Below are 15,316 nucleotides of genomic sequence, written 5' to 3'. Positions count from 1 at the left end.
AACAGGGAATGTTGAAAAAAGCATACGCGTCAAGTTAAGGAAATAAAGGTATGAAAGAGATAGAATAATAAGGTATAAGTTCTCCCAGATATACTTTTAGTGAGAGAACCAATGAATAAAATAACTTGCTTATCAAAAAAGCTCAAAGAATTTTTTAATGAAAAAGCAGAGAAAATCTCAATTACAACAAGGTTTATAAAAAGAAAGAGAAAGCTAAAAGGTTCATCATTCGTAAAAGCCATGGTCTTGGGTAATATAGGAGTTGATAATTGTAGCGTAGAAACAATGTGTCAATTACTAAACGAGGACTCGATAGATATAACAAAACAAGGTTTGGATTTTAGATTTACTGAAGAAGCAGTGGAATTTATGAAAAGGATGTATAATGAATCTGTGATTCTCTTTAAAAATATCTTGCAAGTTGATTGCAAAATCTTACAGCAATTTAATAGTGTTAAATTATTGGACAGTAGCTATATTACTCTACCTAACAGTATGGAAGAGATGTATAAAGGTTATGGTACTAGCTACAGTGGCTATGAAAGCAATACTAAATCTGGAATAAAGTTACAATTAGTTTTCGATTACATGAATCAGATAATAGACCAACTTAATTTAACGGAGGGAATAAGATCAGACCAGGGATATAGGAAACATTTAAGTAATATATCAAGCAATGATTTGCTAATATCTGATCTCGGTTATTTTGTGCCAAGTTCTTTTAAACAAATCAATGAAATAGGAGCTTATTTCATAAGTCGTCGATACCAACGTATATGATGTAGAAACAAATCAAAAAATGGAGTTATTAGAATGTTTAGAGATTTTTAGAAAACGAGGTATTGTTAGGAAAAGAAGCAAAAATTAGAGTAAGAATTATATGTCAGAAACTAACTGAAGAACAGTCTATGGCCAGAAGAAGGAAAGCTAATAGATTAGCAAGATCGCAGGATCCTTTAAAAGAAATCAAAAATTATTGAAATGGTATAACTAATGTTCCAGAAAATAAAATTAGTGCTGAGCAAGTATTAACGATTTACAGAGTAAGGTGGCAAATTGAGTCATTATTTAAATTGTATAAAAGCCATATCAGGCTTGATAAGCTAAAAGGAAAGCCATGCAGAGTATTATGTGAACTATATGCTAAATTGTGCGCAATTCTTATATTTCACGGCATAGTTGGTTGCACAGAAGTGAAAAAGAATACAGAACTTAGCTTAACAAAGGCATTTATTGAGCTAAAAAGGCGGGTTAGAGAGTTATTTTTAGTATTAACCAAAATTAATAGTTTAAAAGCATTTCTTAAAAAACTCACTATAACTTGGTCGCGATTTTCATTAAAAGACAAACGTAGAAGGGCTAGAGCATCCACTTTAACCTCTCTAAATTTGCTCACAATCTCTTAACTTGACGCGTATGGTTCAAAAAAGTGTGTCAAACCGAAAAAAAAGTAATAAATTGATATAAAAAAATGGAGGTTTGACAATGAGTCAGAAAGTAGTAAACAGAACTACCGGTTTGGTAGATTATAAAGAACTGGAAGCAAATATACTGTCATCAATAAGGGAAGGCAGACCATTAACAGGAAGGGATGGAGCATTTACACCACTTATAAAAAAGCTGCTGGAGGCAAGTTTGGAAGGTGAAATAGAAAATCACTTATTAGCTGAAAGTGAAGAGAGGGTTTGGTTGGAAGAAGTGGAGTAGCGAATGGATATACAAAACGCTGGGTCTATATTCAGACTACAGAATAAGGTATTACAAACCGAAAGCATCACCAGCACAATATGTTATAAACTTTGGTAAAGAATCTGCTAGGAAAGCGTAGTGCGGATGCTGTGTTTGACGAGGCGGGAGCTGGAAACGTTAACATGGGAATTTGGATTGAGGCCTATTGTGAAAACAATGGATCAGCCACCAAACCCTAAAGTAGGCGCGCCAGTTCTTGACCCTACATATTTTTTTGAAGGTTAAATCCAGCTTAGGGTCGAGAAACTTAGATAAAGCTATAGCCAAAGTGTTTAAAGATATTAATAATTATACACACAATTATTCAACCATATTTTTGAAGATAGCTATGCCGCCGCGGTATCTCTTAGCCGCTAACAAGTAGCGGGATGACGATTATTGGTAAATCTAAGTCAGTTTAGCTATAGGCAGCAATTTTCTGTATTTATTTTAAATTGAAGGAAGCTCAAATGAAAGATCATGTTTTGCTAAAAATCACAGAATGCAGTCTAACAGTGAACGGTTACGCTTTTGATCAAAAATGTTGTATAGTACACAATCAATTTTTCTGGATCCAAGTAGTCAAGGCACTGCCTTTGTGTTTGAGGCAAAATCGGCTATAACACTTAACATACTGCCTTTGCAAACAAATGTTCGTACAGTTATGTGTCAGCTACTTGCATGACGCCATTGCCTGAACGGGTACCAATGATTACCTATCAATCTCACCAAAAACTATATCGAGTGAGCCAATAATTGCTGCAACGTCAGCAAGCATGTGTCCTTTTGCCATAAAGTCTAAGGCTTGTAAATGCGCAAAGCCAGGTGCTCTTATTCGGCACCTATAAGGTCTATTGGTACCATCTGAAACTATATACACTCCAAACTCACCTTTTGGTGCCTCAACAACTGCGTAAGCCTCACCTTCTGGTACGTGATATCCTTCTGAATAGAGCTTAAAATGGTGAATCAGAGCTTCCATAGATTTTTTCATCTCTGCTCTTGACGGTGGAGAAATTTTTCTATCTTCAGTTTTTATTTGCCCTTCAGGCATTTTCTCTATGCACTGCTTCACCAAACTGATAGATTGCCTAATCTCTGCCATTCTAACTAGATAACGGTCATAACAGTCGCCATTTTGGCCGATCGGTATATCAAAATCTAGTTGATCATATATCTCATATGGCTGGCTTTTTCGCAAATCCCAAGCAAGCCCAGCAGCGCGCAACATTGGGCCACTAAAGCCCCAATCAAGTGCCTGTTTAATTGATATTTCACTAATTCCTACAGTGCGTTGCTTCCATATCCTATTTTCTGTTAAAAGTTCATCAACATCGTCTATATATTTTGGAAATTGCTCTATAAACTTTGCAATATCCTCAATCAAATCTTCTGGAACATCTGCTGCAATTCCACCTGGCCTGATGTAAGCTGCGTGAAACCTTGCACCTGAAGCTCTTTCGTAAAATTCCAGTATTTTTTCTCTTTCTTCAAAGAGCCATAAAAGAGGGGTCATTGCTCCAACATCAAGTGCTTGAGAAGAAACGTTCAGTAAATGATTTAGTATTCTCGTCAGTTCACAAAACAAGACACGTAAATACTTTGCCCTAATTGGCACTTCACATTGCAACAATTTCTCCACACAAAGTGAATATGCATGCTCTTGTGACATTGGTGATACGTAATCAAGGCGATCAAAATAAGGCAAAGCTTGAAGATACGTTTTATGTTCTATTAATTTTTCAGTACCGCGGTGCAAAAGCCCAATATGGGGATCTGCCCTCTCGATCACTTCACCATCCATCTCTAAAACAAGACGCAACACTCCATGTGCAGCTGGGTGCTGAGGTCCAAAATTTAACATCATTGTCTTTAGATCGGGCATGTCCAGTAGTTTAAGATATTAAAATTGTATAGGCTAAAGTGCGCTCAAAGTCAATAAACTTCTTGCATAGGCTACAACTATCATTCAATAGAAACAAAAACTTTTACAATGGCTAATAAGTGTTGGTAAAACCAAGTCACTTTAGCTATAGAATGACAAAAAAGGTTTGCATTAGCCAAATTTTTAGTTGAAGTAGCATAAGAGGTTAAAGGAAAAGCTTTGTGTTAATGGATTCATTTCAGGTATAGTATAGATAATACCACAATACTTATAAAATGGATCATGTTGTTAATGCGTATAATAGACTTGACACTCCTATAGTCAGGGGAGAAGGGGCATATCTTTTTGATAAAGATGGTAAAAAATATTTAGATTTTGCTGCAGGTATTTCTACAACTTCTTTAGGGCATTGTCATCCATACATTACAGATAAGCTGAAAGAGCAATCGAGCTCATTATGGCACTGCTCTAACATTTTCACTATTCCCGAGCAAGAAAGGCTTGCCGAGCGTTTAACAACCCTTACTTTTGCAGATAAAGTTTTTTTCTGCTCAAGTGGGCTTGAAGCAACAGAAGCTGCAATTAAGTTTATTCGACGTTACTTTTATTCAAAAGGGCAAGCAAAACGTAATCGTATTATTACAATTGAAGGAGGCTTTCATGGCCGCAGTATTGCTGCAATTTCTGCTGGAGGCAATGAAAAATCACGCGAAGGTTTTGCTCCGCTCCTTTCTGGTTTTGATAAAGTGCCAAGAAATGACATTAAAGCATTAGAAGAAAAAATCAACAATGAAATAGCTGCTGTATTTTTAGAGCCCATACAAAGCGAAGGTGGAGTATATCCACTAGACGTAGAATATCTTCAAAAAGTAAGGGAAATAGCAAAAGCTCAAGGAATAATTTTGTGCTTTGATGAAGTGCAGTGCGGATATGGACGCATCGGTTCTTTATTTCATTATCAAAATGTCGGCATTGAACCTGATATGCTAACCTGTGCAAAAGCTATGGGTAACGGTTTTCCTTTAGCTGCATGTTTAGTGAAAGATTATATAGCAGAAGCAATCACTCCAGGAACTCATGGATCAACCTATGGTGGCAATCCACTTGCCATGACTGTTGGTAATGCAGTGCTCGATATAATGCTAAAAGAAGGCTTTTTTGATCATGTTAAAAAAATTAGTAAAGATTTAAAAGAAAAGCTGTTGCTTTTAGCTAAAGAATTTCCTGAGATGATTTTAGAAGTTCGTGGAGAAGGGTTACTAATGGGAATAGAACTAGCAACTCCTGTAGCTGATAAAATTATTAGTCGATCTCTTGATAAAGGTTTAATAATAACTAGGGTTTTAAACAACAAAGTAGTAAGGGTAACCCCACCACTTATCATTGAGGATGAGCATGTGAACGCAGCGTGTAATATGCTTTATGATTTGTTTTTTAAGATTAAAGGTATATAAAATTCGGCAATATAAATTCAGGCTTGCAAATGCCTCTCATAACATGTAAAATTAATTTTATTTTTTATCACAATAACATCGTACTTTAATGGATTGGTTATTGGTCTTAGTATCATCAGCAATTTTTGTTTTGTTAGTTTTATCGTTTTTGTTCTCAGGAGCAGAAATAGGCTTAACCTCAATTAGCCGTTCTCGAGTTAATAAGCTAAAGCTAGACGGTAACAAAAAAGCCAGGGTAATAGATCGCTTATTAAATAGGAAAGAATTGACAATAGGAACGGTATTGCTCGGCAATACAATTATTAATATTACTTGCTCTGCTTTATTTACAGCAATATTTATCAATCTTTTTGGAAATGAGGGCATTCTCCTATCAACAATTATAATGACATTTTGTATTTTATTGTTCTGCGAAGTTTTACCAAAAACTTATGCTATTCAAAATCCTGAAAAATTTGCATCATTTTCTGCTTATTTTGTATTGTTTTTTGTAAAGATTTTTTCTCCATTGACACTAGGTATTCAATTTATTGTTAACCTCATCCTAAAATTATGTGGGCTGCATAAAGATAAGGAAGTGATATCTGCAGCGGATGCAATGCGTAATATGATTACTCTTCACCGCAGTGAAGGAACTATGTTGCAACAGGATTTAGATATGCTAAGCAGCATACTTGATTTGGCTGAGACAGAGATATCACAAATTATGACCCATAGAAGAAACCTATTTTCTCTTGATATAGATCGGAATAAAGAAGAGTTAATAAGAGAGATTTTAACCAGCAGTCACAGTAGAGTACCTTTATGGCAGAAGGAACCAGATAACATTGTAGGTGTAATTCACGTGAAAGCTCTAATAAATGCTTTGCGTGAAAAGAATAATAAAGCGGAAGAAGTTGACATTACCCAAGTTATGTCAAGGCCTTGGTTCATACCAGAAAGTACACCGCTCAGCGTGCAACTTCACAACTTCCGTAAGAACAGGAAACACCTTGCATTTGTTATTGATGAGTATGGAGCACTGCAGGGAATTGTAACTCTTGAGGATATACTGGAAGAAATAGTTGGAGAAATTTCGGATGAACATGATTTGATTACGGAGAATTTTATAAAGAAAATATCTGATAATATGTATCACATAGAAGGAAAATCTACTATTAGGGACATTAACAGGCAGTTATACTGGAATCTTCCTTATGAAGAAGCTACAACTTTAGCAGGTATGATTGTAAATGAAATAGAGCGCATTCCTGACGAAGGCGAGGAGTTTTCCATGTATGGTTTTCGCTTTAAGATTTTAAAAAAAGATAAAAATATTATTACTGTTGTTGAAGTGCAAGTAAAAACTGGTAATATTAGTGGCAGCAATTAATTAGTGGAGTTTCATGGAAGATACAGTAAAAATAACGGCTGAGGAGTTGAAGGGTTACATAGAGAGAATCGAAAAACTTGAACAAGAAAAGAGGGATGTGCAAGATCACATTCGTGATGTATATGCAAAAGCCGCAGATGAAGGTTGGGATATAAAAGTGATGAAGCAAATTATTAGGCTGAGGAAGATGGATGATGATGACAGAGAGGAACAAGAAGTATTGCTTGATACCTATAAACGTGCATTGGGAATGAGCTACGAAGAAGAGTTAAGTGAATAGCAGAATTGTAATTGGAATAAGTGGAGCATCTGGTTCTATTTACGGTGTGCGTATTTTAGAAGCGTTGAAAGACGTCGATTATGAAACTCATTTAGTGATAAGTCGTGCTGGGAAAATAACTTTAGCTCACGAGATTAAAGAAAAACTTGAAGATATTACATCGCTTGTAGATTTTTACTATTCTGAAGAAAAGATTGGAGAAAAAATAGCAAGCGGCTCATTTAAAACCTCAGGGATGATTGTAGCACCATGCTCTATGAAGACAATGTCTGAAATCGCATCAGGTGTTACTTCCAATCTATTGACAAGGACTGCAGATGTAACGCTAAAAGAAAGAAGAAAGTTAGTTCTTATGGTGCGAGAGTCACCACTGCATCTTGGGCATTTACAAAATATGTTAAAATTAACGGAGATGGGAGCAATTATTGCTCCACCAGTGCCTGCTTTTTATATTAAACCGAAATCGTTGGATGATATTATTAATCATTCTGTTGGCAAAGTATTGGATTTATTTGATATCAAATTACCCGACTTTAAGGAGTGGCAAGGAAGTGACAATTATTATTGATGGTAAAAAAATAGCAAACGACCTATGTGAGAGGATATCACAAAAAATTGATATTTTAAAGAGAGAGTATAACATTTTTCCTTGCCTGAAAGTAATTCTCGTGGGCAGCAATCCAGCAAGTCAGGTTTATGTTCGCAACAAACAGAAAAAAGCAGAATCAATAGGCATAAGTTCTGAGACCATTGTTTTGCCTGATAATATTTCAGAAGATGAATTAATTGAAAAAATCAATGAATTAAATGAAGATCCATCTGTGCATGGCATTTTAGTGCAATTGCCTTTACCAAATCATATTAGTGCAAGCAGAGTAATTAACACAGTAAGTGTTGAAAAAGATGTAGATGGCTTTCATGATGAAAACGTTGGCAAATTAGTTAAAGGTGAAAAAAACTGCCTTATACCTTGCACTCCTAAAGGTTCTTTGCATTTAATTAAGTCAATTGAAGAGAACCTTTCCGGTAAAAACGCAGTGGTAATTGGTAGGTCAAATATCGTGGGCAAGCCAATGTTTTACCTGCTATTGCAAGAAAACTGCACTGTCACCATCTTGCATTCACAAAGCAAGGATTTAGCTGAATATTGCTCTAAAGCGGATATAGTAGTTGCAGCAGTCGGAAAGCCAAATTTTGTTCAAGCAGACTGGATAAAGAAAGGTGCAATAGTGATCGATGTTGGCATAAATAGCGTTAACGTAGGAAAGCTTGTAGGTGATGTTGACTTTGAGGGAATAAAAGGGAAAGCCAAAGCTATGACCCCAGTACCCGGGGGCGTTGGCCCAATGACCATTGCATTTCTAATGATGAACACTGTTATTGCTGCTTGCTTGCAAAAGGGAGTTGATGCTTCTGATTTCATTAGTTGAGGTATGAAGAGGAAAGCTATATGAAGATAGAATGTACCATATCACAATTAATAAAAAATTGAGATTTTTGAAATTCCTCAGTAGTCAAATTTATTAAATATTTAGGATCATCATCTATTCTTTTTTCTCTACAAGTATAGCTAAAGTGGCTTAGGTTTACCTACAATTTGAAAAACAACAAATTCGTCATTCCGCTACTCGTTAGCGGAATCTATGCTGAGATACCGCGGCGGTATGACGTAGGGAAACCTTTCTTGGGTTAGCTATAGTTAGTGGAATTGCAAAGTTTCTAGGCATAAAAAGCTTTGAACCTAATATATGAGCCAAACTTGATTTTCCAACCGTAGATACACCTGTAATAAAAATAATAGTCTTCATTTTGTGAATTTACTTGCTATATGAACTATCGGAGAAATTTTTTTATAGTTTATAGTATCTGACCTTACCCAGAAAAAGTGGAGAGAAAGTTTGGAATGTTTTTCACAAAGAGAATGATGAATCAAAATGCTCAGGAATGCAATAGTTAATAGTGACGTTGTTTGTTATAAAAAATTTCTATATATTCAAATATAGCAGTTTTGATATGCTGTTTAGAGTGCCGAGAGGTGTCTATTGGTAACTCCCTTTTTAGAGAACTGAAGAAGCTTTCTGCAACAGAATTGTCGCAACAACAGCCTTTATTACTCATCTATATTCTTTACAGCTAAGAGATATTGATACCCTTGCGCAGTATATTGTGAACCTTGGTCACTGTGCAGCAGTAGATTTTTAACAGGTTTACGCCTATTAATGGCCATTAATAAAGAGTTCATAACCAATTGTTTATTTATTGCACTACTCATTAACTACCATACGTGAGAATTATTGCTGCCAAATATAGCCATCCCTCCTTGGTTTTGATGTAAGTAATCCCATACTTTATTTGGTTGATCAACAATAAAGTTTTGATCTAGTATATTGGGAGCTACAGCTCTATTATCTGTTTGTTGTTTTTTAATTTTAAACTTTCTTCTCAGTATAGCCCTGATGTCATTTTTCTGCATAATACTTTGCACCGTTTTCAAATTGCAACTTTTACCCAAAGCCTTCAATTCAGCATGAATTTTAGGAGCTCCATATCTACATTTAGAAACTTGATATATTTTTTGAATAGCTTCGAATAACTCTTTATTTGCTGATTCTCTACTGCTTATTTTTCTTGTGGTCCACTTATAGTAGCCACTAGCAGAAAATCCTACATAATTCCTGTACTTTATAGCAGTTACTATATAAAAAAATATTTTACTCTTTTTGACTGGCCAGGGTTTTTTTTTAAATGTCTCTTTCCCTTGTTACTCTTGCTTTGTAAATCAAACCTCTCTTTGTCGTAAGGAGCCATGTTACCTCTACCTGGAAATGCATCTGCTGCCGACTTTTTTTCGTTGTGTTTCTTTATCCATTTTCCTAATAAACCACCCTTTATTCCTAAATCCTTTGCTGTTTTTGTAATTGTTTGACCTGCCTTTCTTTGTTCATTTGCCAGTTTAACAGCTTCCAATTTGAATTCTGCCGTATATTCTCTTACCATTTCTAATCCTCCAAAATTTTATTTTACCCAAAAAAACTCTTTTCTTTCTCTCCACTTTTTCTGGGTAAGGTCACTCTATTTATAGTACAGATGAAGAGAATTGGATTTATATACCAGCGCCGAAAATAGTTGACAAAGATTGTGTATACTTATTACAATTGTTTGGGTACCAGAAGTTTTTACGGCAGCAAAGTATGCACTAACTATAAGTAAGGAAGACTTTAAGCAGGCAATAAAAAAAATGAAGGAATGTTTAAAAGAGATTAAAAGATAGAAGAAAAAGGTAAAAGGGAATACGGCAGAAAATGAATCTTATTACAAATAGCATAAAGGGCTTTTATTCTAGTGTTAAATCGGACCTAGATTGGCAAGCCAAACGTAGTCTTATTAGGACATTAGTAAAAGAAGTCAACATTGATCTTGATAAAGTAGATGTAGTATTTAAGATCAAAGAACTTGAAAACCCCGCCCAGAATGGACAAAATCAAAAGATGGTACATTGTCTAAGGGGTCTGGGCACTGGGATGACATCTTTTTTCTTGGTACAAATTACTCTTATGTCTCAATATTTGTACAGTTGTGTTATCGGCCGTTTGATGTTTACAACGCAGGAAGTTCATACGGTTGTAAGTCAAGCGGTAGGATGACAAGATTTTGCAAGGGTATTTTTTTTATAGGAGATTAATATGGAAATTTTTCTTGATAGCGTTGATTTAAATGAAATTAAAGAACTAAAGGAGTTCATTGACGGCATAACAACTAATCCTTCTTTAATAGCAAAGTCCGGGCGTAAAGATAAATACGAGGATTTAGTGCGTGAAATATGCTCTATTATAAAAGGGCCTGTTAGTGTTGAAGTTGTTGCAGATAGCCATGAAGAGATGATCACAGAAGGTCTGAATTTAGCAAAAATTGCTGATAATGTTGTGATCAAATTACCCCTTATACATGAAGGATTAATTTCTTGTAAAAAGTTATGGACAGAGCATAAAATACCTGTTAACATCACATTATGTTTTTCTCCTGGACAAGCACTGCTTGCCGCTAAGGTCGGTGCTTGTTTTATTTCCCCCTTTGTTGGTCGCCTTGATGATATAGGCTATGATGGCTTATCGCTAATAGAAGATATATGTACTATATATTCTAATTACGGTTTTGATACTAAAGTTCTTGTTGCATCAGTGAGAAGCCCAGCGCATGTAATAGAAGCTGCAAGGCTTGGTGCTGATTCAATTACTGTGCCAGCAAAAGTACTTAGACAATTAATTAATCACCCACTTACTGACCAAGGGCTAGCAATATTTGAAAAAGACTGGGGTGTAAAATAATAAACGGTTACAAATGAACATAAAAATTGGCGTATCCGTTCAGGCAATGGCGTCAACTTAAGAGCCTTCATTAGCAAACTCTCCTAAAGACATGATGGCGTTTGCTACCTTATTGCGGCTGCCCTGGTCGAATTTTAACTTTATAGCTAACCCAAGAAAGGTTTCCCTACATCATACCGCCGAGGCGCTAACGAGTAGCGGAATGACGAATTTGTTGTTTTTCAAATTGTAGGTAAACCTAAAGCTATAGAAAAAAAGAAGAACCAGTTTCTTAGGTTTTCATTGACATAATCCACTTCATATGCCATAATAAAATTTTATATCTTGGAGAAAAAAATGCAGGGGTTAGGTCAAATACTAATAGCAGTCAATTGTAGCCAAAACCTGAACAAGGATAATATAGCCGATAAAATAAAAGCTGAAATAGAGGCTAAGTCCAATGAAAGAAATTTAGGAACTATAGAAAAATTTCTTAAACGGTGGGAAAAAAATAATTTTGATCTAAAGAAATTTCCATGTGGTGATTTACTACAATTCGCAGCTAAATTTAATTGTGCAAAATTAGCAGAGCATTTGGTGGCAAATGGTTTTGATATTAATGACGGCTTTCCTTTGCATTGTGCTGCTCAGCACGGACATACACAAGTAGCGGAAATCTTACTTGCAGAAAAAGCAGACGTTAGCATGCAGGACCGAAAGGGATTCACTCCCTTAGATTATGCTGTTCACCTTGGGAATAAGATAGAAATGGTAAGGCTTCTGTTAAGGGCAGGAGCTACTAATGTACAAAATGGATGTGGATTTACTCCTTTGCATCATACTGCTGAGTGTGGATATGTACAAATGGTGGAAATCCTACTAAAAGAAGGAAGGACAGATGTTAATGCGCAAGATAAAAAAGGAAGAACTCCTTTGCATTATGCTGCCAGACATGGGCACACACAAGTAGTAGAAGTTTTGCTAGAAAAAGGAGCAGATGTTAATCTACAAGGCAAAGATGGAAAAACTCCTTTGCATTATACTGCTGAGAACGGGTATACACAAATAGCAGAGGCTCTATTAAAAGGAGGGGCAGGTGTTGATGTACAAGATAAAGACGGAAGGACTCCTTTATATTATGCTGTTTATTACACTCATGGTGAATATCCAAGACTAAATTATCAACATCCAAAAGTAGCAAAACTTCTACTAAATTATGGTGCAGATCCATCATTTATTCATAGACCTAAAGCTATAACAGCAGGAATTACTGTTGTAGTTCCACTAGTACTTGCCTATGTCACTGCATTACCTGCACTAGCAATAATTGGAATTACTGTAGCATCTGCACTGATAGTTGGTAGTATTACCTATGGAGTTACATATAAGTCATCAGAGTATTCATTAAACAGTAAGCTAAGTGAGGTTAGCTGCAGTAATGTTGATGGAAATAAACAAACTGTACAACCATAATTATTAATTCACCACAGTAACCGCGCCGTGGCAGTGTTTGTACTTCTTTCCAGAATTACAAGGGCACTTGTCGTTTCTTGAGACTTTGGGAAGTCTGCTATTTCTAGAAGAATGTAATCTATTGCCTATCTCTTGGTTGTCTGCCAACTTAAAGTGCGCTAGGCGATGAATGGTGAGTTCCTTCCATTTTTCAAGCATCGACTCAAACATCAAGAAAGCTTCGCGTTTAAATTCATTCAGTGGATCTTTCTGCCCCATAGCACGTAAGCTTATGCTTTGTCTTAGGCTCTCTAGAACTGAAAGGTGTTCCCTCCATAAATGATCAAGTGTCATTATCATCATTTGCTTCACGATCGTATTCCACAAATCTGTAGTGTGCTGACTGTTGAAATATTTTTCTTTCTCAGTAAAAAATTCTTGTATCTTATCATTTACATAATTCAAAGCTTCTTGTTTATTCAAAAACTTTGCCAAGTCTTCTTTATCAAGCGTTATTCCATACCTTGTATGGAATTCTTTGACTATATCTTCAATATAATCCTCATAATAGCCACTTTGGATTATACCTTCTACTACGCTCTCATTTACTTCGCTATACACTTCAAACAAATCATTAATTTCGTTGCCTAAGATATTGTTTCTCTGCTTAAAAATAACTTTACGTTGGTTATTGATTACGTCATCAAACTTAAGTAGAGATTTCCGCACGTCATAGTTTCTAGCTTCAACTTTCTTTTGCGCTTTCTCGAGTGCCTTATTGATCCATGGATGATGAATAGCTTCGTTATTCTTTAACCCTACTTTTTGTAAAAAGCTTCTCATTCTATCAGAACCAAATATTCTCATTAGGTCATCTTCGAGCGATAAAAAGAACTTAGAAAGTCCAGGATCCCCCTGACGACCAGAACGGCCGCGTAATTGATCATCTATTCTCCTGCTTTCATGTCTTTCGGTTCCAACCACACATAAACCACCAGCTTTTATAGCAATTTCCTTATCTTTTTTTACTCTTTCAATTATTTCTTGATATTTTTTTTCTCTTTCATCAGCATTTTTTATTTTCTTGAGCTCTACCTTTGCGATCATTTCAGCATTTCCACCAAGCTGAATATCAGTTCCACGCCCTGCCATGTTAGTTGCTATAGTGACACTACCTGGCACCCCAGCTTGCGCTATTATGTACGCCTCTTGTTCATGATAACGAGCATTCAATACTGAATGCTTAAGAGAATGGCTTTGCAAAAGCGCAGAAAGCTTCTCAGAGTTTTCGATGCTCACCGTGCCAACAAGGACCGGTTGAAGGCGTTTGTGGCATTCTTCTATAAACTTCAACACAGCATTAAATTTTTCCTTTTCTGTACCGTAAATTTCATCATCAATATCAACTCTTTTTACAGGTACATTGGTTGGAATTTTTACTACATTTAATCTGTATATATCACGAAACTCTTCTGCCTCTGTTGCTGCTGTTCCAGTCATTCCGGAGAGTTTATTGTACATACGAAAGTAATTCTGAAATGTAACCGATGCTAAAGTTTGGTTTTCATGCTGAATTTCAAGATTCTCCTTCGCTTCAAGTGCCTGATGAAGACCATCGGAATATTTCCTGCCCTCCATCATACGCCCAGTAAATTCATCAATAATCACTACCTTGCCATCCTTTACTATATAATCTTTATCAGCAGTAAACAGCTTATGTGCACGTAATGCTTGGTCTATATAATGAGTCATTATCATGCTGTCAGTATCATAGAGCGAGGAATTTTCAGGAATGAGATTGTATGACCTCAGTAGTTCCTCCACTCGTGAAATACCATCTTCAGTCAAGAATACCGTTCTACCTTTTTCATCTACTTCATAATCATAGTCAACTAATTTGGTTACTATTTTATTGATATGCTTATATATCTGATTATTTTCCTCAACAGGGCCAGAAATAATAAGCGGAGTGCGAGCTTCATCAATGAGTATTGAGTCCACTTCATCAACTATTCCGTAGTGAAAGCCTCTCTGAACCATGTCTTCTTGAGAAAATTTCATATTATCTCGCAGGTAATCAAAGGCAAGTTCGTTATTTGTAGAATACACGATATCTGCACTGTAAGCCTCTTTTCTCTCCTCATCCGTCAAATTATTCGTAATGAATGCAACAGAAACCCCAAGAGAGTTATATAATTTGCTCATCCACTCCGTGTCTCGTTTCGCAAGGTAGTCGTTAACAGTTACGACGTGCACGCCTTTCCCTTCTAAGGAATTTAGATATGCTGCTAAAGTTGCAACGAGTGTCTTTCCCTCTCCTGTTTTCATTTCTGATATCATGCCACTGTGGAGTACCATTCCACCAGTTAGCTGAACATCAAAGTGTCTCATGTTAAGAAACCTTCGGGAGGCTTCGCGCACAACCGCAAATGCAGGTACGAGAAGATCATTTAACGTTTTCCCATTTTTCAATTCTCGTTTGAATTCTTCAGTTTTACCAGCAAGCTCCTCATCAGATAAGCTCTGCATTTCCGCCTCTAGTGCATTAATTTGCTGAGCAATTTTTCTGAAGGATTTTATTATCTTCTTATTTGTTGACCCAAACATCTTTCTTATAAAAAAGAATGACGACGTAAAAATGAAAAATATAAGAATGGCTGTCAAAATTAGCGGAGAATCTAGCATAAACTTAAGTAAAGTCTTATTTAATATGAGATTATATTACTAAATGCAGCCTACAGCAATTACATATTAGATTCGGGAAATCTTTATTCATATACTAAGGTAATAAACAAAGGAACACTTCCAACCCTGTTCTTGCAGACTTTTTTATTGACACAC

11 protein-coding genes and 3 pseudogenes are annotated in these 15,316 nt (G+C 35.9%); 11 read left to right on the top strand and 3 right to left on the bottom strand.

The annotated features are described in order from the left end of the window. Positions 1-111 precede the first annotated feature (111 nt). From ONI09_RS05235 to ONI09_RS05225, 3 genes and pseudogenes are all read left to right on the top strand, one after another. Positions 112-1,406, top strand: a pseudogene (locus tag ONI09_RS05235) (IS4 family transposase). Between the two features lie 79 nt (positions 1,407-1,485). After that, positions 1,486-1,680, top strand: a pseudogene (locus ONI09_RS05230) (IS256 family transposase); the annotation flags it as partial. Positions 1,681-2,269: 589 nt separating this feature from the next. Beyond that, positions 2,270-2,413 carry a hypothetical protein gene (locus ONI09_RS05225; protein ID WP_153296793.1) on the top strand — a complete coding sequence of 48 codons (144 nt, stop codon included), beginning with the start codon at positions 2,270-2,272 and terminating at the stop codon, positions 2,411-2,413. A gap of 27 nt (positions 2,414-2,440) precedes the next feature. On the opposite strand, the gene ONI09_RS05220 is transcribed toward ONI09_RS05225, so the two are convergent. Then, the gene (locus ONI09_RS05220; protein WP_010962676.1) at positions 2,441-3,613 is read right to left on the bottom strand and encodes an NADH-quinone oxidoreductase subunit D; all 1,173 of its coding nucleotides are present in this window, start codon (positions 3,611-3,613) and stop codon (positions 2,441-2,443) included. Positions 3,614-3,888: 275 nt separating this feature from the next. Here ONI09_RS05220 and ONI09_RS05215 point away from each other — a divergent pair, with 275 nt between their 5' ends. From ONI09_RS05215 to folD, 5 genes are all read left to right on the top strand, one after another. Next, on the top strand, positions 3,889-5,067 hold the full coding sequence (locus ONI09_RS05215; RefSeq protein WP_265013886.1) for an aspartate aminotransferase family protein: 1,179 nt from the start codon (positions 3,889-3,891) through the stop codon (positions 5,065-5,067). Positions 5,068-5,155: 88 nt separating this feature from the next. Further along, the gene (locus ONI09_RS05210; protein ID WP_265013885.1) at positions 5,156-6,439 is read left to right on the top strand and encodes an HlyC/CorC family transporter; all 1,284 of its coding nucleotides are present in this window, start codon (positions 5,156-5,158) and stop codon (positions 6,437-6,439) included. Between the two features lie 13 nt (positions 6,440-6,452). Beyond that, positions 6,453-6,719, top strand: coding sequence for a DUF2312 domain-containing protein (locus ONI09_RS05205; RefSeq protein WP_265013884.1), 267 nt, complete (start codon positions 6,453-6,455; stop codon positions 6,717-6,719). Then, positions 6,712-7,287: a UbiX family flavin prenyltransferase gene (locus ONI09_RS05200; protein WP_265013883.1), complete on the top strand. Its 576-nt coding sequence runs from the start codon at positions 6,712-6,714 to the stop codon at positions 7,285-7,287. The genes ONI09_RS05205 and ONI09_RS05200 overlap by 8 nt, the downstream gene beginning before the upstream one ends. Next, positions 7,271-8,149, top strand: coding sequence for a bifunctional methylenetetrahydrofolate dehydrogenase/methenyltetrahydrofolate cyclohydrolase FolD (gene folD / locus ONI09_RS05195; protein ID WP_265013882.1), 879 nt, complete (start codon positions 7,271-7,273; stop codon positions 8,147-8,149). Before ONI09_RS05200 ends, folD begins: the two co-directional genes overlap by 17 nt. A 480-nt stretch (positions 8,150-8,629) precedes the next feature. Here folD and ONI09_RS07115 read toward each other — a convergent pair. After that, positions 8,630-9,716 (bottom strand): annotated as a pseudogene (locus ONI09_RS07115) (IS3 family transposase). 305 nt (positions 9,717-10,021) lie between these two features. Here ONI09_RS07115 and ONI09_RS05170 point away from each other — a divergent pair. From ONI09_RS05170 to ONI09_RS05160, 3 genes are all read left to right on the top strand, one after another. Beyond that, positions 10,022-10,363 carry a hypothetical protein gene (locus tag ONI09_RS05170; RefSeq protein ID WP_065095098.1) on the top strand — a complete coding sequence of 114 codons (342 nt, stop codon included), beginning with the start codon at positions 10,022-10,024 and terminating at the stop codon, positions 10,361-10,363. 39 nt (positions 10,364-10,402) lie between these two features. Further along, positions 10,403-11,044, top strand: coding sequence for a fructose-6-phosphate aldolase (gene fsa, locus ONI09_RS05165; protein ID WP_265013881.1), 642 nt, complete (start codon positions 10,403-10,405; stop codon positions 11,042-11,044). Positions 11,045-11,380: 336 nt separating this feature from the next. Further along, entirely contained in the window at positions 11,381-12,496 is a 1,116-nt protein-coding gene (locus ONI09_RS05160; RefSeq protein WP_265013880.1) for an ankyrin repeat domain-containing protein, read from the top strand. A gap of 3 nt (positions 12,497-12,499) precedes the next feature. On the opposite strand, the gene secA is transcribed toward ONI09_RS05160, so the two are convergent. Beyond that, on the bottom strand, positions 12,500-15,082 hold the full coding sequence (gene secA, locus ONI09_RS05155) for a preprotein translocase subunit SecA (RefSeq protein WP_265013879.1): 2,583 nt from the start codon (positions 15,080-15,082) through the stop codon (positions 12,500-12,502). Positions 15,083-15,316: the final 234 nt, after the last annotated feature.

The organism is Wolbachia endosymbiont of Drosophila pseudotakahashii, from assembly GCF_026015925.1.
In the GTDB taxonomy this organism is placed as follows: Bacteria; Pseudomonadota; Alphaproteobacteria; order Rickettsiales; family Anaplasmataceae; genus Wolbachia; species Wolbachia pipientis.
This window is presented reverse-complemented; position numbering and strand designations above follow the sequence as displayed.